The 19357-nt window shown below is 40.5% G+C and carries 11 protein-coding genes; 9 read left to right on the top strand and 2 right to left on the bottom strand.

The features are described from left to right. Positions 1-38 precede the first annotated feature (38 nt). Positions 39-965 carry an aldo/keto reductase gene (locus J9537_RS01940; RefSeq protein WP_218256519.1) on the top strand — a complete coding sequence of 309 codons (927 nt, stop codon included), beginning with the start codon at positions 39-41 and terminating at the stop codon, positions 963-965. 428 nt (positions 966-1393) lie between these two features. Next, on the top strand, positions 1394-4879 hold the full coding sequence (locus J9537_RS01945) for a MucBP domain-containing protein (protein ID WP_218256520.1): 3486 nt from the start codon (positions 1394-1396) through the stop codon (positions 4877-4879). A gap of 45 nt (positions 4880-4924) precedes the next feature. Here J9537_RS01945 and J9537_RS01950 read toward each other — a convergent pair whose 3' ends face one another. Both J9537_RS01950 and J9537_RS01955 read right to left on the bottom strand, forming a co-directional pair. Then, positions 4925-5683 (bottom strand): LytR/AlgR family response regulator transcription factor, encoded by a 759-nt coding sequence (locus J9537_RS01950; RefSeq protein ID WP_218256521.1) that lies wholly within the window; start codon positions 5681-5683, stop codon positions 4925-4927. Next, a complete protein-coding gene (locus J9537_RS01955) occupies positions 5673-7163 on the bottom strand; it encodes a sensor histidine kinase (RefSeq protein ID WP_218256522.1) in 1491 nt (496 codons plus the stop codon). Before J9537_RS01955 ends, J9537_RS01950 begins: the two co-directional genes overlap by 11 nt. Before the next feature lie 411 nt (positions 7164-7574). On the opposite strand from J9537_RS01955, the gene J9537_RS01960 reads away from it, so the two are divergent. The 7 genes from J9537_RS01960 (at position 7575) to J9537_RS01990 (ending at position 19274) form a co-directional block, all read left to right on the top strand. After that, entirely contained in the window at positions 7575-10604 is a 3030-nt protein-coding gene (locus tag J9537_RS01960) for a hypothetical protein (RefSeq protein WP_218256523.1), read from the top strand. A gap of 1 nt (position 10605) precedes the next feature. After that, positions 10606-12165, top strand: coding sequence for a SpaH/EbpB family LPXTG-anchored major pilin (locus J9537_RS01965; RefSeq protein WP_218257307.1), 1560 nt, complete (start codon positions 10606-10608; stop codon positions 12163-12165). 17 nt (positions 12166-12182) lie between these two features. Continuing rightward, positions 12183-14051 carry a SpaH/EbpB family LPXTG-anchored major pilin gene (locus J9537_RS01970; protein ID WP_245001276.1) on the top strand — a complete coding sequence of 623 codons (1869 nt, stop codon included), beginning with the start codon at positions 12183-12185 and terminating at the stop codon, positions 14049-14051. Between the two features lie 103 nt (positions 14052-14154). After that, a complete protein-coding gene (locus J9537_RS01975) occupies positions 14155-15360 on the top strand; it encodes a class C sortase (RefSeq protein WP_218256525.1) in 1206 nt (401 codons plus the stop codon). Further along, positions 15357-16211 (top strand): peptidylprolyl isomerase, encoded by an 855-nt coding sequence (locus J9537_RS01980; RefSeq protein ID WP_218256526.1) that lies wholly within the window; start codon positions 15357-15359, stop codon positions 16209-16211. Before J9537_RS01975 ends, J9537_RS01980 begins: the two co-directional genes overlap by 4 nt. Positions 16212-16220: 9 nt before the next feature. After that, complete coding sequence (locus J9537_RS01985) at positions 16221-18941, top strand: LPXTG cell wall anchor domain-containing protein (protein WP_218256527.1); 2721 nt, start codon at positions 16221-16223, stop codon at positions 18939-18941. Positions 18942-18965: 24 nt separating this feature from the next. Further along, positions 18966-19274 carry a DUF2089 family protein gene (locus J9537_RS01990; RefSeq protein ID WP_218256528.1) on the top strand — a complete coding sequence of 103 codons (309 nt, stop codon included), beginning with the start codon at positions 18966-18968 and terminating at the stop codon, positions 19272-19274. Positions 19275-19357: the final 83 nt, after the last annotated feature.

Consider the following 19357-nt stretch of genomic DNA (forward strand, 5'->3'; position numbering starts at 1 on the left):
AGTAAGAAAAAAATGTTTTATCAGAGAGGATGGACACCATGTTACAACGAAAAATCGGCAGCAGCTATTGGGAAACTTCAGCGATTGCACTAGGAATCATGCGAATGTCAGCGCTAACTTCCACAAAAGCAGCGGAAGTTTTGGAGACAGCTTTAGAAAGTGGTATTAATTTTATTGATTCGGCAGATATGTACGGTGATGGAAAATCAGAATTGGTTTTTGGTGAAGCGTTAAAAGAAGCCAATATCTCTCGAGACAAATTCTTCATTCAATCAAAAGGCGGCATCGTGACTGGCGATGAGAAACGTTATGATTTTTCGAAGCAGCATCTGTTAGACTCTGTAGATGGTATTTTGGAACGGATGGGGATCGATTACTTAGATAGTTATCTGTTGCACCGCCCAGATCCATTGATGGAGCCAGAAGAGATCGCGGAAGCCTTTGATATTCTGCAAGCAAGTGGAAAAGTTCGTCACTTTGGTGTATCAAACTTTAACCCAGAGCAATTCCAACTATTGCAAGCACATGTGGATCAAAAGCTGTTGATCAATCAATTGCAATTCTCGATTATGCATACAGGTATGATTGATTACGGGATGCATACGAATATGACAGATACACGTTCCTTCGACCATGATGGCGGGGTGTTAGAATTCTCTCGTCGTAAGGGTGTGACGATCCAAGCGTGGTCGCCATTCCAATACGGGTTCTTTGAAGGAGTCTTTGTCGATAACGACAAATTCCCAGAATTGAATGAACTGTTAGAAAAATTAGCGAAAAAATACAATACAAATAAAAATGCGATCGCGACGGCTTGGATCTTGCGTCATCCAGCAAATATGCAAGTGATCTTAGGCACCATGAATCCCACGCGAATCAAAGAAAGTGCCGCAGGTGGAGAGGTAACTCTTACGAAGCAAGAATGGTACGATGTATACTTTGCAGCGGGAAATGATCTACCATAATAGTAAACGATTCTAATTATTTTTGAATAGCAACAGCAAAGGAGACTCATCATTAGGATGAGTCTTTTTTTTATCCTTTTTAATTAATTGTTATTTCTGAAATGAGATATTTTTTGTCTTTTATTAATAAATTAAGGTATTTAGCCAAACGATAAAATAAAAAATAATCCGTGTAAATTATTTTTTAAAAACTATTGAACTAAAAATGTTTTAAATTACAATGGTTATAAATAATCAATAATTAATATAAAATCTTTAAAAAATGAATTATATTGAGTGGATTATTAATCGGTTAACGTCTAAATAAGGATGAAATAATCGACGAAAGACTAAATATAACTGATTTGTCGCTCGTAGAAAAGTGATTTATCAGCGAGTATTGTTTCTAAAAAATAACAATTGTTTTTAAAAAGAGTAGGGGGATACATATGAAAAAGAGAGGAATCATTTTAGTCAGTTTGATTGCGGGTATCTGTTTATCGATCCTATTTGGTGAGCGCGCTATGGCTGACGAAGTAGCGGTGGATACGATTGTCGAACTTCAGGATGCGGTAAAGAATGCACCGGAAAATCGCCGAGTTACTTTAAGCAATAGTTTTCCAACGGATATCACGGCAACGATCGGTTTAGTGGAATCAGCGTACGAGGTAGAGGTTGATGGCGAGGGAAAAACTCTTCAGTCTACGACAGCGAAGCAGTTATTTTCTTATAGTGGCGGAACTGGCAATGCGGCCTCAAGGCTGACCATTAAAAATTTTACTTTTGAAGGGTTGGGAAATAATACCCGCGCACTGACAGTCTCTGGGTATAAAGGTGAGTTCATTTTAGAGAATACGATCGTCAATAATTTTCGAGGCTATGATGATGGCAGCGCCTTTTACACTAGTGGAAATACGACGCTGCAAAATTGTACGTTTTCTAATAATGTGAACAATGCTTCTGGTTACTCAGGCGGAGCGATTGCTTGTAAAGGCTACTCGGCGAATTTCAAGGCGTACAATTCGAAATTTATCGGCAATCAAACCATGCAGGCGGGAACAGGAAATGTCGGCGGTGAAGGCGGAGCAATTTACTTCTTCCAACCAAGTGCATCAGCGAAGTTCACCTTCAAGAACAATTACTTTGAAGGCAATAAATCAGTTGAAGATGTATCAGGCGGTGGGAAAGCGAAACTTGCTGACGGTGGCGCGATTGCCTTCTTCAATACCGTTACAGGGACAGATATTTTATTTGAAGGCAATTCATTTGTTGGCAATGTAGCTGGGGACGATGGCGGGGCCATTCTGATCCAAACCAATGACAATATCGCCAGTGCTGCGACATTCATTAATAATACGTTTTATCAAAACAAAGCATTAGGGCAGGATCTTTCCTCAAATAGCGGTGGGGCGATCCAGATTTATGCCAACGGTGGTTTGACTGAAGGAAGACGAGCCGCTGTTGATTACATCAATAACAGCTTTGTTGAAAATGAAGCGGCATATGACGGCGGAGCAATCGGCAGTTCAGGCTATGGCTTGAATTATTCAGCTGGACGTTACGCCAATAATTTATTTGTGGGAAATAAGGCCAGGGCAGCAAGTAAAAATAATATTGCAGATGGCAGAGTAGACGGTGCAGGAAACCTTGAATCGAACCTCGGCTATGATAATGGCACAGCGACTTCAGTCACGATGGAAAATGTTTTTGGCACAGCGCTGGTCGGCCTCGTAGAGAACTACAATAAGATCAAAGCAGGGACATCAAATGATGCGATCATTCTGCCAACGGTTCCAATAGCACCAGAGAAATTAGCAGATGATCAAGTAGAGAATTTGCGCAATGTCGCTGAAGACCAGCGTGGCTTGCCGCGAACGGCAAAGGCAGATATCGGTTCTGTAGAGATTGATTGGATCAAATATGACAGCAATGGCGGGATATTTGATTTGGGAACGGCACTTGCGAAATATGAAGGAACGATTTACTACGAAGGAACACAGCCCGAGACCTATTATCAAGTAGGGTATAAGGATTTGGCTCAAACGATCCCAGCGGGTACGGATCTGCATGCCACACGAGAAGGATATCAATTTGCGGGCTGGTCAAAGAATAAGGACGCAAAAGATCCAGATGCTGATTTAGCTGCCGGGCAATCTATTACGATACCAAAAGGGAATGAGACCCTGTATGCTGTTTGGAAAAAATCAGAGCCGGTGATCGTTCATTATATGACCTATGATGAAAACAAGCAGCTGGTTCAAATCAGTCCAGATGAAACGCTGACGGGTGCGTTGGGAGAAACCTACCACGCTCAAATTAAACAAATTGATGATTATGTCTTTTCTGGTGTGAAGGAAGGAGATTCCATTACGGGTATCTTCAGTGACGAGCCCAAGGAAATCACCTTGATCTATGCAAAATCTGCCAAGGAAAAAGGGATTGTGCTGGCACAGTATCAAGATGAGGCAGGAAAACCGTTGGCTGGTGATGAGCTGTCGACAGGAGAGATTGGCAGTGATTATACAACTGTCCAAAAAGATATTGATGGCTACACGCTGAAGGAGATAAAAGGGGATGCAACTGGCAAGTATGCGTCAGGCGTGACTCAAGTTATCTATGTTTATACGAAAAATCCAGCAGCTCAAGGGAAAGTAACGGTTCATTATCAGGATGAAGAACAGAATCCATTAAGTGCAGATGTCGTATTAACAGGGGATGTAGAGACAATTTATACGGCAGAAGTGAAACCTTTTGACGGCTATGTTTTAAAAGGGATTGATGGTCAAGTCAGCGGAACATTTACCATGCAAGAACAGGAAGTGACATTGATCTATGCGAAGAAGGGCTCTGGAACTGAAAAGGGCGTCCTGATTGTGGAATATCAGGATGAAACAGGGCATCCGCTTCTAAATAGCGAAGTGACGATTGCTGAAGTTGGGGAAAAATATACAACGGTTCAAAAGGAGATCGACGGTTACGAATTCAGTGAAGTAAAAGGAAATGTAGAGGGTGAGTACATTGATGGAATCACCAAAGTCACTTATATCTATAAGAAGATTACGGAACCGATTGAATTAGGAAATGTCACGATTCAATACCAAGACGAAGCGGGTGATGAGATAGCGGAAAGTTTTACTGGAAAACAGCCGATTGGTACTCCGCTTCCTATTGAAAAACTAAATAAAGAAATCGCTGGCTACCAATGGAAGGAAGTCAAGGGATTAGACAGTGACGCAAGATACAAAAAAGAAGATCAGGTCATTACGGTTATTTACAAGAAGCAAAAATCACTCGTCATTGTCAATTATTTGACTGAAGAGGGCAAACAATTAGCGAAGCCGCTCTCAATGACTGGCGAAGTGGACTCGTCTTATCAAACAGAGGAAAAGAAATTCAAAGGGTACCGATTGAAAGAAAGGATTGGACAAGCTGCCGGAAAATACACGTTTGAACCTCAAGTTGTCACCTATATCTATACAAACAAAAGCACGATCAAGATTCAATACGTGGATGAGGCAGGCAAGGAGTTAGCACCTTCAGAACAGAAAGCAGGCATCATAGATGAAGCCTATGAAACAACTGCTAAGGATATTGAAGGCTGGACGGTTAAAGAAACACCGAAAAATGCGAAGGGAACGTATCAGGCAGAGGAACAAACCATTACTTATGTTTATGTAAAAGCAGCATCGAAAGAGGTGCCAGTGAGTGGAGGGAATAATCCGGGCAATGGTCAAGAAAATCCAGTTGCAGATGGGGGAACGACCACATATGGAACGACAAGAACCTTACCTGCTGCTGGGCAGCGCCAAGCAAGTACGAAGAAATTACCCGCTACTGGAGAAAAATACTCCGGCTCACTAATTCTGACTTTAACAGGAATGGGAATCATCGTGCTTATCGGAAGGATGGAACTAAAAAGAATAAGGAAAGAATAAGTTGAAAAACCGCTGAAGGAGCATAAATCCTTCAGCGGTTTTTAGTTAGGAACAATAAAGTAATTTGGATTGCAGCGATTTTAATTGTCCCTTTTTTCGAACGGCTACAGGAATTTCCACGCCGTTTTCTAGAGTAACCGAGGAAAAATTTTTGGCAATAGAGACAATCGCTTTTTTATGAATCAAGAAACTGCGATGACAGCGTAAAAAATTATCTGAGAGTTGCTCTTCCAAATTGTTCAATGTGGTTTGATTGATCAGATACTGATCATTTCTAGTGTGAAGAGAAAGAACGTGTCCTTTATTGGAAGAAAAATACAGAATGTCATCAAGAATAAAGGAAGTGATCTCGTTTCCGGTATTCAATTTAATTGTTTGGCTCGTAGTTAAGGATGCCAAGCGCTGCTCAATCGTTTTTAAACAGGTATGAACGCGCTCGCGAATATCTACGGCGGGGTCTTTGATGATGAAATCCAATGCCTGCACGCGATATTGAAAAGTTAAGAAGCTCAGCTCAGAACGAACAGTAATAAAGATAATGAACCCAAAAGGATCGAATTTACGAATTTCTTGAGCGACCGCAAAGCCGTTACTCAGTCCAGCTTCTTCATCTAAATTAATATCTAAAAAATAGATATTCCATTGATTTCTGCGATCAATATTTTTTAATAACTCTTCGCCGGAGCCGGTACTGTAAACAAGTGCTAATTCCCAGTCAGAAAAAAGCTGATAATTTTTGATCGCTTGTTCTAAGGTTGCGCGCTGAGTGATATTGTCTTCAGCGATATAAACGTTAATGGCCATGTTCGTACTCCTTTTTCAAAAATAATGTTTGGCAGAATTCCTGCTCGTTTTGTGTTGTCTTTAAAGAAAGGTGATCAGGATAGGTTTGAATGATGGATTGAACAATAGATAATCCCAGTCCGCGATTCTTCCCTTTCGTTGAAAAGTTTTCTTTCTGTAAGACAGCAGGTGCAAGAGTGTTGTTTTTAGTTGCATTCACTAGAATAAATACATATTGATGCTCATCATCAATGATGGCTAGACGCACGTAAGGCTGATCACTTTCTGCAGCAGCTTCCAAAGCATTGTCGATCAAAATACCGAAGATTCGAGATAGGGCAAGCTGATCGATAGCTAGTTGTCCAATTGGCTGCTCGATTTCAATGTCGAAGGGAACTTCTTTTTTAGAAGCAGTCATAATTTTCGTGAAAATCAATGTCTTTAATTCCGGCATTTCTAGATTCTTCAGCTTGGAAATCTCTAAAAAGTAGTGATAATCTTCTTCAAATGTTTGAGTCACGTCTTCAAAATATCTTTTCAATGCCGCTTCATTGATGGGAGATTGATAGATATACCCGCCTAATGAAAAGAGCAGATTACTAAAATCATGGTGGTTCTTTCGAATATTTTGAGTGACATTCTCTAAGCTATTAATGTATTGAGTCAACTCGTATTTCTGTTTTTCTTGTTCCGATAAAATTTGTTTCGAGCGTCTATTTAGAAATAACAAGAAGACAAAAGCACCAATGGCTAATGTATTTTGGATCACCAGAATGGTTCCAACTGTAAATAGCTTATGAACAGGTTCAACGATAAAGTAAGCAGAGGGTGCCAATCGTCGAATCAAAGCAGCACCTAAATGGTTATCCGATAAGAAAATCGTTGAGGTATGTCCTGGATAATCAGAAGATGCCGAGATAGAGCTGACCTGAATAAATAGTGAAAATAAAACAATAGCCAGCAATACGGTCCATAATACAATCAACGCCTGCAATGAATAGCTTAAGAACAGCTTCTTGACATGTTCTAGAAATTTTTTTATCAAAGGCAAAAAGAATAGCGAGAGTAAATAGTACCAATTCATAATATTCACTGAAAAAAAAGGAGAGTCAGAAAAATTCATTAAGAATATTCGAATGTATTCAAAAAAGCCAGCAGTCAAGATAGTAAATCCCGTTACTAGCAACAGGTTGCATAGGAAAAGTCGATTTCCGCGATTGAAAACCAAATAAAGAATCAAAATCATAGCGGACTGACAAAAGATATTAAAAATATTATGGATGGCTAATACACCCGGATAATAGCTTTGAATGATATTTTTGAAAATCCATCCTAAATTACAGGCAGCAATGGTTGTCAGCAAAAGGGAGAATTTATTGATTTTATCTGGAAAACAATATGCTAATGTCCCTAAGTAAACGATCAAAGAGGGAGCCATTTGAAAAAGATATAAAAATATTTCTTGGAAGATCGTAATATCTCGCGAATAAAAATAAATCATCTAAATTATTCCTTTATTATATTATTAAAAAATATGGAGTGAAAATATCCTTCAATTAATAAGAAGCTCATTTAATTATATAACAAAAAAGGGTAAAATAGTATCTTTTAGATGAGAAATAATTTAAAAAAGCCATAAAGATATGATTACACCTGTTGTCCAATAATATAAATCATTGTTGAGATTCGTTAAAACTAAAATAAAAACACAACAAAATTAATATTAAAATTAAAAATGTTTTTAAAAGAAAAACGACGTTCGCGCATCTTGAACGTCGCTTTTTCTTCGTTTATCCAACGTTTAGGTGGTTATTTTACTATTCATGAAAATTTAAAAGTTTTCTATTTTGATAATTTATAATTATTTTTAAGAACAAAGCGTTAAAAATGTTAGATGAAAAGGGGAGTAGATGTGAAAAAAAGCAAGATGAATGTTGTTGCTATGCTAATCCTTATGCTTAGTACCTACATCGTAGTTTTCTTCAATCTAAATTCAGATAAAGCTTTAGCTGCGACACTTCAAGATAATTTAGAAATTACTGACTATTATGCAGAAAAACGACCGGGTGGAGGAACGTCATTAGAAACCGGACAACAGTTACGAGTTCATATGGAGTTCAAAATTGATCCTTTGCCTGAAGGAACTTCTGTTGGGGATACGTTTGAGATCACGATACCTAATGATTACAATTTCTCGTACCACTGGAGTACCGGGGTTCTTGGAAATACACCTTCAGATCCTTACTTAACGTATAAAATCCAAGGAGATAAGATCGTTTTTACTATTTGCGAAGCCGCAATCGAAGCGGAACGTCTATATAACGGAGTATTGGATTTAACGGCAACGGCTAGAAAAGCAGGGGACAATATCGACGGTGGCGGAAACGGAAAGGGTGATGTGTTAGAAGTTACTGATGGGCCTGATCCATCCGTCCATGACCCAGAAGATCGCCCATTTCCTGATGAAAGCAAGTATCTTCATAAAGAGGGAAAGCAGGTTAATGGACAAAATGCGATTGCTTGGGCAGTGAGAGCAAATTATCTCGATTATGGTGCGGCCTTTGATTATTACACAAAAGATCAGGGAGTGACAAAGATTGCGGATAAAGCCAATGGCCTTCTAGTCGATCACTTGGTTCCAGGAACCCATTTTAAAGAAGATTCTCTGTGGGTGACAGTTCCTACCTATATTATTACGACAGATGAGGCTGGTTCACGAATGGGCGATCGTCAATTGGGTGCAAACATTTCCGGAGCTCCGCAGAAAGTTAATTTCTCAGACTTTGTCATTGAAAAAGAAGGAAACGGCAATGCGTTTCTAAAGCTAGAACAGACAAGCGGTCAAAGCTATCAAGAATTTCAAGATTATGTACAGGCCTATCCTGATGCGAATAACGGGCAAAGAGCCTATGGCGTATATAAGCATGACGATGGAACAGAGACGGTTCTCGTGGCTTTTGGTACGATGCCAGGGTCAAAGCACTATTATGAAGAATTAGAGGCTCATTATGTCGGTTTTGGTAATGCTAATATTCATGATGCGATAGATGCAGACCTATCCCTGACGAGTGATCAGAAAAGTCAGCTGCATGATATTTATGGTACACAGGGTAAAAGCCCCTCAAACGGTGCGATCATGGCTTACGATGTTTCGTTTGCGGTAGATGTAGATGTGCCTGAATATGGGTCAGGAAAATATCAAAATGAGTTGTCCTTTATCTATAACGATAATGATTCCGAGGATACAAGGACCGAAACGGATTTTGACGCGATTTGGGGAGATGTGGAGGCGGACTTTCTAAAAGCGTATAAGACAGTCTCAGGTGAAAATGAAAGAGAGCTAGCAGAAGGGAAAGTTTTCAAATTCAACATTGCGGATCGCTATGGAACGGTGGTTGCTTACGGAAAGACGGTTACAGAAGTGACACATAAAGGTCGTGAAGTTGAAATTAAGTTTTATAGTGACGAGTCCTATACGACCCCGATCGAAAACGTAAACAAGAATGATCCAAATCATTGGAGTAACTTTCTAGTTGATGGACGCTGGTACTATATCAACGAACTCGATACAGACGGCTATGAGGTTCACATTCAAGATACGAATGGGAAGGAAACAAATCAGTTCAAATATGACAGTAAGCAGGAGCATCGTTGGCGTTTCATTGTAGTCAACAAGGAACCTATCAAGCTAGAAGCGGAAAAGAAGATTAGCGGAATTGGCAGTTTAGCAGAAGATAAAGACTTTGAATTTGAATTAAGAGATACACGGGACGGTTCAGCGGTCGCTTACGGGAAAACGACGATCACAACGACAGATGGAAAGAATACCAATAAGCCGATCACTTTTTATACGGATAACACCTATACGGAAGAAATAACAAATTGGAAGAAGATGACGATTAATGGTGTGGAGACGGTCATCTTAGAAGATGGGATCACCTATGAATTGGTTGAAGTAGACAGTCAGGGCTATCAAGTAACCTATCATACAAAGGATCCTTCTAATGACGCACCAGTCGAGGGGAACACCTATACAGCAGATTACGAAAATGGCGGTAAAATTACTTTTTCTGTAAATAATCAAGACACATTGGATTTTGAAGCTAATAAAAAAGTTGAAGGGACCGGTCTACTGACGCCCAATAAGACTTATACAGTTGAATTGAAGGATTTATCCTCTGCTGGAAACCCAGTAATTGCCTATGGGAAAGTAACCATCGCAGAAAAAGGAAAAAATCAAGCAATTGAATTCTTCACCACGAGTGATTATAGTACGGCGAATAAGATCACTGATTGGGCAAAAATTTTACAAGAAGGTAAAAATTATCAACTAGTGGAGACCGACACACAAAATTATCAACCAGTCTATTCTGGCGGAACTGGTGAGAAAAACAATGAATTTCAAGTTATTTACAATGATTCCTCGAAGAAAATCACCCTGAATATTGAAAATCAAAATACCTTTGATTTTAGTGCCAAGAAAAAAGTAACTGGTGACGGTGTTTTTGATGGTGAGACATTTAAGTTTCAATTAGTAAACAGCAGCAATCAAGTCGTTGCCCATGGGAAAGCAGAAGTGACAGCTAAGGACACCGATGTGCCGATTACTTTCTATCAAGATTTGGCAGATGAGAGTACGAAGATTACTGATTGGACAGATATCCTGACAGAAGGCGAGACCTATCAGCTGAAGGAGGTCGATGATTCAGGGTATGCTGTGACTTACAAGGATCAAGATGGAACAGAAACCAATCAATTCACTGTTCAATTTAATACTGGAAAGTCATTGAGTATTCACGTGGACAATCATCGCGAGAAAGTACCACTGCCAGAAACTGGTGGAGAAGGATTGAAGCAACAGACCCTTTTTGCAAGTGGGTTTCTAATTCTCCTAGCTTTGGCTGGTGGAATCATTGAATATCGCAGAAAGGCGGGTGCTTAATATGAAGAAACCTTCTATTCTATTCTCCCTTCTAGCGATTGTCTTTCTTTTGACAGGCAGCCTGCTCAATTCACACCATGCAGAGGCCTCAGAAACACAAACGGTTTATCTGCATAAACAGGCGACAAGAGCTAACCAATCTGCTCAAGACATGCTGACTGAAAAACAGGGGATCAATGGTGCCGAGTTCACAGTCATCGACATCACGCACTTTGTTCGTACTCATTCGACTTCTCATGAAGAAGCGTTGGAACAAGCAAAAAGTGTAACGAAAGAAGAGGTTGCGAGCCTAGCGGTCGGACAAGCCGTTCCAAATCGCTTAGGAATGGAAGTCATTGCTAAAGGAAAAACCGCGCAAATGGATGTTCCGAACAAGCAAGGACAGAAGGAATCAATGGATGGTGTGTTGAAGCTATCGTTGGCCAAGAAAAATAAAGCTCATAATGCAAGCTATCTATTTATAGAGACGGCTTCGGTGAGTCAAGCGGCTCCTAGTGATTCGATTATTATGCATTTTTCTATTGAAGACGAGTTGAATAATGCGGTGCCGGATGAAGTAATTCATGTCTATTCTAAAAATGACAGCCTGCTAATAATTCCGACAGAACCAAAAATCGACAAGCAATTAGCAGAGGATCATTCAGATTTCACTTATGATGAAGCAATTCATTACAAGATTCATGTGACCGTCCCGACACCAATCAGCAGTTATCAGTATTTTAGAGTGATCGACATACCTGATCCAGCTTTGGTAGCGGATATCCAATCAGTGAAAATCACCGACCAAAAAGGCCAAGCCATTGATGCAACTAGTTATAAGCTTCGGGCGAAAGAAAACGGCTTTGAAGTGAATTTTGTCCCAAACAAGCTGGCGGCTTATCAAGAAAGCCAACTAACGATTGGTTATCAGCTGTCTATCAAAGCAGGTGCAGCGGCGGATACGCCTTTTTATAATAAAGCCTTGCTGCAATACCACGATTCTTTAAAGGAGCAGGAAAAAACAAGTACCTCAAAGGAAGTACTCACTGGCGGTTATCGATTTATCAAGGTAGATGGAAGCCAGCGCGAAACAAAGCTTAAAGATGCTGCCTTTGTAGTCAAGAATAAAGAGGGAAACTATTTATCGACGGAGTATAAGTGGAAAAAATCCGATGCCCCTGCTAAAGACGAAGCATTGTTGAAGCTTGTTTCAGATCAAGCGGGTCTGTTCGAATTGAAAGGAATCGCTTATGGCGACTATCAAATAGAAGAAACGGCTGCGCCAAAGGGCTATCGTCTATTACAAAAGCCGATTGATTTCAAAATTGAAAAGAACACCTACGAAGCAGGGAAAACAACCGGCTTGTTGGAGGTTATCAATAGTAAATTACCAAGTACGGGTGGTGGAGAAACAACAGGTGGCGGAAATCCTACAACAACAGTTACTACGAGTAATAATTCACGCCGATTACCAAGTACCGGCGAGAAAATCTTAGACCTTGGGTTATTAGGCGGGCTGCTGATTTTATTGGCACTCGTTACTTATAGCATTAGAAAAAAACAGCAACAAGGAAACAACTAAACGACTAATTGGAGGAAATGAACGTGAAAAAGAAAGTATTGGTTCTACTTGCGAGCCTTGTCATGGTATTACCCATCACATTAGGCTTCGGATCTTCATTAACGGCACAGGCGGCAGGAACAACGGTGGACATTAAGTTGCACAAAAAACGTTTTAGCAGCACACAGGCCGAGATTCAAAATACTGGGGAAGAAATGCCGGTCTTTAATTCAGCTGCCGGTTTTGGCGGCGTAGAGTTTAAAATCTACGATGTAACTAATGACTTTTACATCTTGTTAAACGCAATAAATACAAGCACAAGCAAAAAGTACACGATGGAAGAAGCCTTAGAGGAAATTAAAACAGCAAATTATACAGCAAAAACACCCGTCGATACACAAACAACAGCTACCACAGGGACCGTCGGGGATCTGACTTTTGCCAATGTAGACGCTAAAGTAGGCGGTAAAAACGCTGTTTACGTAATCGTAGAAACACCGATGGCGGGTGTAACGACAGCAGATAACATGGTAGTGGCTTTGCCAGTTAAAAATGCGAGCGACGTGACCTTAGATACGATCCACTTGTATCCAAAGAATGTCGTTGAAACAGCAGGAATTGAAGTAGAAAAAATTTCAAACTTGAAAAATGATGATGGAACAACGATTCCATTGGAAGATGTAGAATTTGTGATCCATCGTAAAGGGGTTTATAACGCAACAGGAACTGAATACTTAAGCGGATTTGACGCCTCCGATACACCTACATGGTCAACAAATGTAGCGGATGCCCATAAATTTAAAACGGACGTCGCTGGTAAATTTTCTGAAGATCGCTTATTGTATGGAACTTACTATTTAACAGAGGTAACAACCGCACCTGGTTATGTGATCCAAAACGGTGCGATCAATCAGTCATTTACTCTAGACGCAACAAACAAATCAAAAGCTTTCACTGGAACGAACGCCATTCAGAATGATGATATTGATGTGAAGAAAACCAATACAGGCGGGTCCGTCAATGTCGGCGATAAAGTCGACTATAAAGTCGAAACTGTCATTCCAAACGGGATTAAAGATCAGATTGATAAAGATGGCGATGGAGTAAATGACGCACCGCGATACGTGAAGTATGAAATCAAAGATACTCATGGTGTTCATTTGAAACTAGACAATACTACGTTAGTTTTAACAGATGGAACAACGACATTTACAAAAGGGACTCATTATACATTGGTTGATACAACATCTGGCGAATTTACAGTCACATTCACAGCGGCTGGGATCGCAGCAATGAAGCCGAATGCAACCTTGACCATGACTTACAAAATGGAGCTGCTGCAAACAATCGCTCCAGGGACAGAAGTAAACAATACGGCAGAAGTTACAACCGATCATGATACAGACACAGGTTCAGGTAGTGAAGTCTATACTGGCGGATATAACTTTGTTAAGGTTGATGGATCAAACGACAATGCAGCATTAGAAGGAGCAGAATTTGTTGTGCGTGATGCAGACAGCGATGCTGCAAAATACTTGAAAGTTGGCGTAAATGGGGAAGTTTCTTGGGTAACGAACAAAAGTGATGCGAAAGTATTTATGTCAAACACGCAAGGATACGTAACGATCAAAGGTTTAGCGAATGGTACTTACTACTTAGAAGAAACCAAAGCACCGAACGATAAATATGTATTATTAGCAAATCGTGTAGCCTTCACGGTCAATCAAAATTCGTTTGATAGTACCGATCCATTAACTTCAGGTACAGCGGAAACAGTGGTGAATAAACAAAAGGGCAGCTTGCCTTCAACGGGTGGTTCAGGAATCTATTTGATGATGGCCGCAGGCGTTGCCGTAATGGCGATTGTAGGCGTTGTATACTTACGCTCACAACGTAAAGAGGCGTAGGCAGTACAAAATTTAGAAGACAGTAACGACAAGCAACACCCATCGTTGCTGTCTTCATTTTTCAAAAAAAAGACAACGACAGTTATTGATGAGGAGCAGGTTTATGGCGAAGGATAAGAGAAAATCAAATTCAACAGCAGTAATGATCCAACGACTGGTTATGTTGCTCTTTTTTCTTTTTGGACTCGCTTTGCTGGTTTACCCGTTCATCAGCCAAGGCATCAATGACTATCTGGATCAGCGAACGGTCCAAAGATATCAAAAAGAAGCATCGAAAAAGAATAAGGCCGAAATTGAAAAGCTGCAAAAACAAATGGCAAAACAAGACGCAAAAGCCCAGAAGGAAAAAAATCCCGGATCGAATGGCGAACCCTTCTCACAGCAACGCAGAAGCAAAGAAAAGAATCAAAAAAATTCACCTTCCTATGTTAAGGAACATACGACTGGCACGATCATTATCCCGAAAATTGATGTGAAGCTTCCGGTTTTTGATGTGACGAATGATTTCTTCTTATCCAAAGGGGCAACAGTGTTGGAGGGGACTTCTTCCATTAATGGCGGCGATAGTTCCCACAGTGTGATTTCTTCTCACCGTGGCTTGAAAAAAGCCAAACTATTTACTGACTTGCCTAAGCTGAAGAAGAAGGACCAATTCTTTCTAGAGGTGTTGAATGAGACACATGCCTATGAGGTGGATCAAATCAAAGTGATTGAACCAACAGAAACGAAGGCTCTCTTGATCGTAGATGGAATGGATTCTGTGACACTGATGACTTGTACGCCTTATGGAGTGAATTCTCACCGGCTGTTAGTTCGCGGGCATCGGGTTCCCTACACCAAAGCGATGGCTCGAAAAAAGGCTCAAGTAGATGAGCGGAAAAAAATCAAGCAGCTATTGATGCTGGCAGCCGTTATCAGTGGCAGTCTACTAATTCTCTGGATTTTTTATCGAATTATTCGAACAGCTTTGATTGGAAGAAGAGACTATCAGCTTACCTTTTATTTGTTGGACCAAGAGACGAAACAGCCGATTACAAATCAGTCTGTTTACTTATCAGACAAGCGTGGGAAAAATCCAATTCTAAAAAACGGGCAGCCTGTTGTTGCTTTATCAGATGACGATGGCAGAGTGAGCTTCTCGCCAGTTTTTGGCAAAGTTTACGGACTGAAGTTTTCAGAAGATGGGAAAGTATTCGCACGTACAAGGGTGAAGAAAGTCAAAGAAGCACATTTTTCGCTAAAGGCTAAAGAGAAGAACGTCGTCGTTGAAGAAAAAGATCGAATTTTGGTTTTCAGGAGTGGCACATGAAGATAAAAAACAACAAACTACTTATTGTTTTACTTGCAGGGGCCCTTCTACTGATAGCGGGACTTATCTGGTGGAATAATCAATGGGCAATGAAGGTAAATGGTCAAAGAATTACAAAAGAAGAATATGCCTTTTATCAGAAAATCAATCCTAGGTTAAATGAACATGATCTTCAAAAAAAGATCGTAGAAGAAAAAGTGCAGCTACAGCAGGCCGAGAAGCAAAAGATCGAGACAATCTTAGATTACCAGACACTAAATCGGGAAATGAAACAGGTCAATCAGGATAATGAACAAAAAATCAAAGAGCATCAAGTTGTATATGGCTTGAGAAAATACGATGAATCATCTTTTTATCGCTATTCATATCGTACGACGATCAATGCGTTAGAGAAGAAAATCATAAAAAAGTCGACTGACAAAAAGTTGCGAGAGTATTATCAAGAGCACCAATCAGAATTTAAAGAGGTTGATGCAAAAGAGCTTTATCGTGTATTCGGCAAGCAACAGACACTTGAACAATTAAGCAAAGAAGCAGTCTCGCAGGAGCAGCTTACGACAAATTCAGAGATAACTTTTGAACGAGTTGCTTTGAATGAAAGATCTTTACGAGAGTGGATTAAATATCGGGAAGAGGAATTGACCGAGATAAATGATTTGTCTGCTGGACAATGGAGTGGGTTATTTGAAAAAGCAGACAAGACTTGGCGGTATTATTGTTTCTCAAATAAAACAGGCGAAACGCAATCTTTTGAAACGGTAAAGGAAAAAATTACGCTGCATTTAGAAAAGGAACAATATCAGGCAATTGTTAAGAAATGGGTAAAGCAGGCAAAAGTGGAAATTAAATAGGAGAAAAAAATGAAAAAGAATCAGATATGGTCCGTTATAGGAGTGCTGATCTTGGTAGTTCCAATGCTTTTTGGACTATTACCAGAAAAAACGGAAGCTGCTGGAGCAGTCTATTATGTTGATGCCGGGGGCGGCAATGACAACAATAGTGGAACTTCGCCAGATCAGGCATGGGCAACATTAGATAAATTGGAAAAAACAACATTTGAACCCGGTGATACGATTCGCCTTCATGAAGAGAGTGTGTTTGACGATACGCTTGTTTTAGATGGAAAACGGAATGGAGAAGGAGCTGACGGCGCTCCGATTATTTTGGAAAGCTATGGGGATACTGGCGGTAAAGCGACCATTAATGGAAATGGCGAAGGCTATGTTGACCAAATGGAAAAGCGAGACATTTATTCCGCTGTTACCTTGTACAATGCCAGCCACTGGACGATTCGCAATCTAGCCATTACGAATATCGGACCAGGCGAGGACACGAATAAAATGTCAAAAACAGACCGCGTGGGTCTTTATGTTTTGGCAAAAAATAATGGTTTAACACAGGATATTCATGTAGATAATTTGGATGTTAGCGATGTGAATGGCAGTTGGAATGCAAAAGACATCGGAAACGGCGGGATATTTTTCACGGTTTCAGGAACGCCTACCGGAGAGGTGACTCGTTTTCACAATATTTCAGTGACTAATTGTCAGGTGGAAAATGTGACGCGTACAGGGATTTCTGTTGGAGCTACTGTTTATGGGGACATCATTACCCCAGAAACTGAAGCAACGACGATTGAAGAAAGTGCGATTCAGCAATATGGACATACAGAGGTATTGATTGAAAATAATTATGTAAAACAAAGCGGAGGTGACGCGATTGTTCCACAATTCTGTTACAAACCACTGATTCAGTACAATGTATCAGACACCGCAAGCTTTAGTCATTCAAAGTGGGACCTTACTAGCAAAGAAAATGGAACATGGCAGGTAAACGCAGGCATTTGGCCGTGGTTGTGCTACTTTCCTAATTTCCAATACAACGAAGCGTTCAATACTGTAGACAACTACGACGGGGAAGCCTTTGATTGCGATTCTGGAACTGGAACCATTTATCAGTACAACTACAGTCATGACAACGAAGGCGGCTTTATGCTGATTTGTTCACCGAAAAATTTTGACAGTTTGATCCGCTACAATATCAGTCAGAATGACCGGAAGCACCTATTCCTTGTCTCGAACAGTTTGAATCCAGAATACAACGATCCTCGTTATCCTGGAATCACAGAGGAAGAGACCGCGAATGTCTATAATAATACCTTTTACACTGGGGCCGGTTTGGACGTTACCGTGATGAGTCAGGAAGAACCGGGCTATGTACGGATGAAAAACAATCTCTTCTATAATGAAGGTACAAATACCACGCCGTATTGGCAGCCCGCACATTATGGCGAAGAGCACCCAGCGACAGTTAAATATGATCACAATCTTTATTACGGCTACACGAATCTTCCGAACAATGAGGAAAATCCAATTGTTGTTAAGAATCCTTCAGTAGAATTAACTGGGGAATATAATGTCATCAGTCTCCCGGGAGAACCACAGCATGAGCGTGGAGCAACAGAGGATGAAGCAGTGGAAGAAGAGGTAATGGTAGCGCCGGGAACCGGCGGGACTGGACTAGACAGTGTATCTGGCTATCAATTGTTGCCAACCTCACCAGCAATTAATGCTGGAACAACACTCGCTGATAATGGCGGTCAAGATTATTTTGGCAATAGCTTAGCGGATGGTCAAACAGATATTGGTGCCCATGAGTATACGGGTGAAGTACCGCCACCATCAAGCAGCACGGAAGAAAGCAGCAGCTCAACGAAACCATCAACAAGCAGCACAGAAGAAAGCAGTAGTACGACAGAATCCTCATCAAGTAGTATGGAGGAAAGCAGTAGTACGACAGAATCTTCCTCAAGCAGCACGGAAGAGAGCAGTAGTTCAACAGAATCGTCATCAAGTAGCACGGAAGAGAGCAGTAGTACGACAGAATCTTCCTCAAGCAGCACGGAAGAGAGTAGCAGCTCAGCAGAACCATCAACAAGCAGCACGGAAGAGAGTAGCAGCTCAACAGAACCATCAACAAGCAGCACGGAAGAGAGCAGTAGTTCAACAGAATCTTCCTCAAGTAGTACGGAAGAAAGCAGTAGTACGACAGAATCGTCATCAAGTAGCACGGAAGAGAGCAGTAGTACGACAGAATCTTCCTCAAGCAGTACAGAAGAAAGCAGCAGTTCGACAAAACCATCCTCAAGTAGCACGGAGGAAAGTAACAGCTCAACAAAACCATCAACAAGCAGTACAAAAGAAAGCAGCGGTTCAACCGGGTCCACTTCAGGAAGTACAGAAGAAGAGAGTACCGAAGAAACCAAATCCTCTTCAACGAATGAAGAAAGCAGTTCTAAAGACTCTTCTGAGGATTCAAAAGAGGGAGACGGTAAAAAGAAACCGACAGATAATTCAGAAGTAAACATAGCTGGAGGAACGCCAAAGACCCCAAATGGTGGAGGCGGTAATAATGCTAACGTCTCTGCTCGAAACCAAACGATAAATGGCGCGACCGAGTCAACGAAAAAGGAGCTTCCTAAGACGGGAAACACGATAAATTATCTGCTGATTTGGTGTGGTATAGCACTAATCATCGGCAGTATTACATTAATTAAAAAAACAACTATCGCTTGTAAATGATGTAGCGAAGAAAAGAGGTCTATAATGAAAAATGAACACATCCCTCGCTGGTTCTCAGAATTAAACGAGGAAGAAATCAATTTTGTAAAAAAATTTATTTTATCTTCTGGTTCAATTAAGGAGTTAGCGGGGACTTACTCAACCAGTTATCCGACCATCCGGAAAAAACTGGACAAGCTAATCCAAAAAATTCAAGTGAACGAACGAAAAGACAATGATACGGTCGTGAAATTGATCAATCAATTAGAAGAAGAAGGAAAAATCGACCAAGATATCGCCAAAACTGTCGTATTGGAATACAGCAAGTCATTGAATTGCTTGATTATTGACTGAGTATAATGAATTTACCTCTCTTGAATGTTAGAGATTCTCTAGCATTCGAGGGAGCTTTTTTATTACTCAGTAGAAATGACCAA

The sequence above is a fragment of the Enterococcus raffinosus genome (genome assembly GCF_019175485.1).
In the GTDB taxonomy this organism is placed as follows: Bacteria; Bacillota; Bacilli; order Lactobacillales; family Enterococcaceae; genus Enterococcus_A; species Enterococcus_A raffinosus.

What these genes read in the sequence shown, in the direction of transcription:
- J9537_RS01950 (WP_218256521.1), bottom strand. Translation starts at nt 5,683, where the DNA reads ATGGCCATTAACGTTTATATCGCTGAAGACAATATCACTCAGCGCGCA.
- J9537_RS01990 (WP_218256528.1), top strand. Translation starts at nt 18,966, where the DNA reads ATGAAAAATGAACACATCCCTCGCTGGTTCTCAGAATTAAACGAGGAA.
- J9537_RS01945 (WP_218256520.1), top strand. Translation starts at nt 1,394, where the DNA reads ATGAAAAAGAGAGGAATCATTTTAGTCAGTTTGATTGCGGGTATCTGT.
- J9537_RS01980 (WP_218256526.1), top strand. Translation starts at nt 15,357, where the DNA reads ATGAAGATAAAAAACAACAAACTACTTATTGTTTTACTTGCAGGGGCC.
- J9537_RS01940 (WP_218256519.1), top strand. Translation starts at nt 39, where the DNA reads ATGTTACAACGAAAAATCGGCAGCAGCTATTGGGAAACTTCAGCGATT.
- J9537_RS01970 (WP_245001276.1), top strand. Translation starts at nt 12,183, where the DNA reads ATGAACGTGAAAAAGAAAGTATTGGTTCTACTTGCGAGCCTTGTCATG.
- J9537_RS01975 (WP_218256525.1), top strand. Translation starts at nt 14,155, where the DNA reads ATGGCGAAGGATAAGAGAAAATCAAATTCAACAGCAGTAATGATCCAA.
- J9537_RS01955 (WP_218256522.1), bottom strand. Translation starts at nt 7,163, where the DNA reads ATGATTTATTTTTATTCGCGAGATATTACGATCTTCCAAGAAATATTT.
- J9537_RS01965 (WP_218257307.1), top strand. Translation starts at nt 10,606, where the DNA reads ATGAAGAAACCTTCTATTCTATTCTCCCTTCTAGCGATTGTCTTTCTT.
- J9537_RS01985 (WP_218256527.1), top strand. Translation starts at nt 16,221, where the DNA reads ATGAAAAAGAATCAGATATGGTCCGTTATAGGAGTGCTGATCTTGGTA.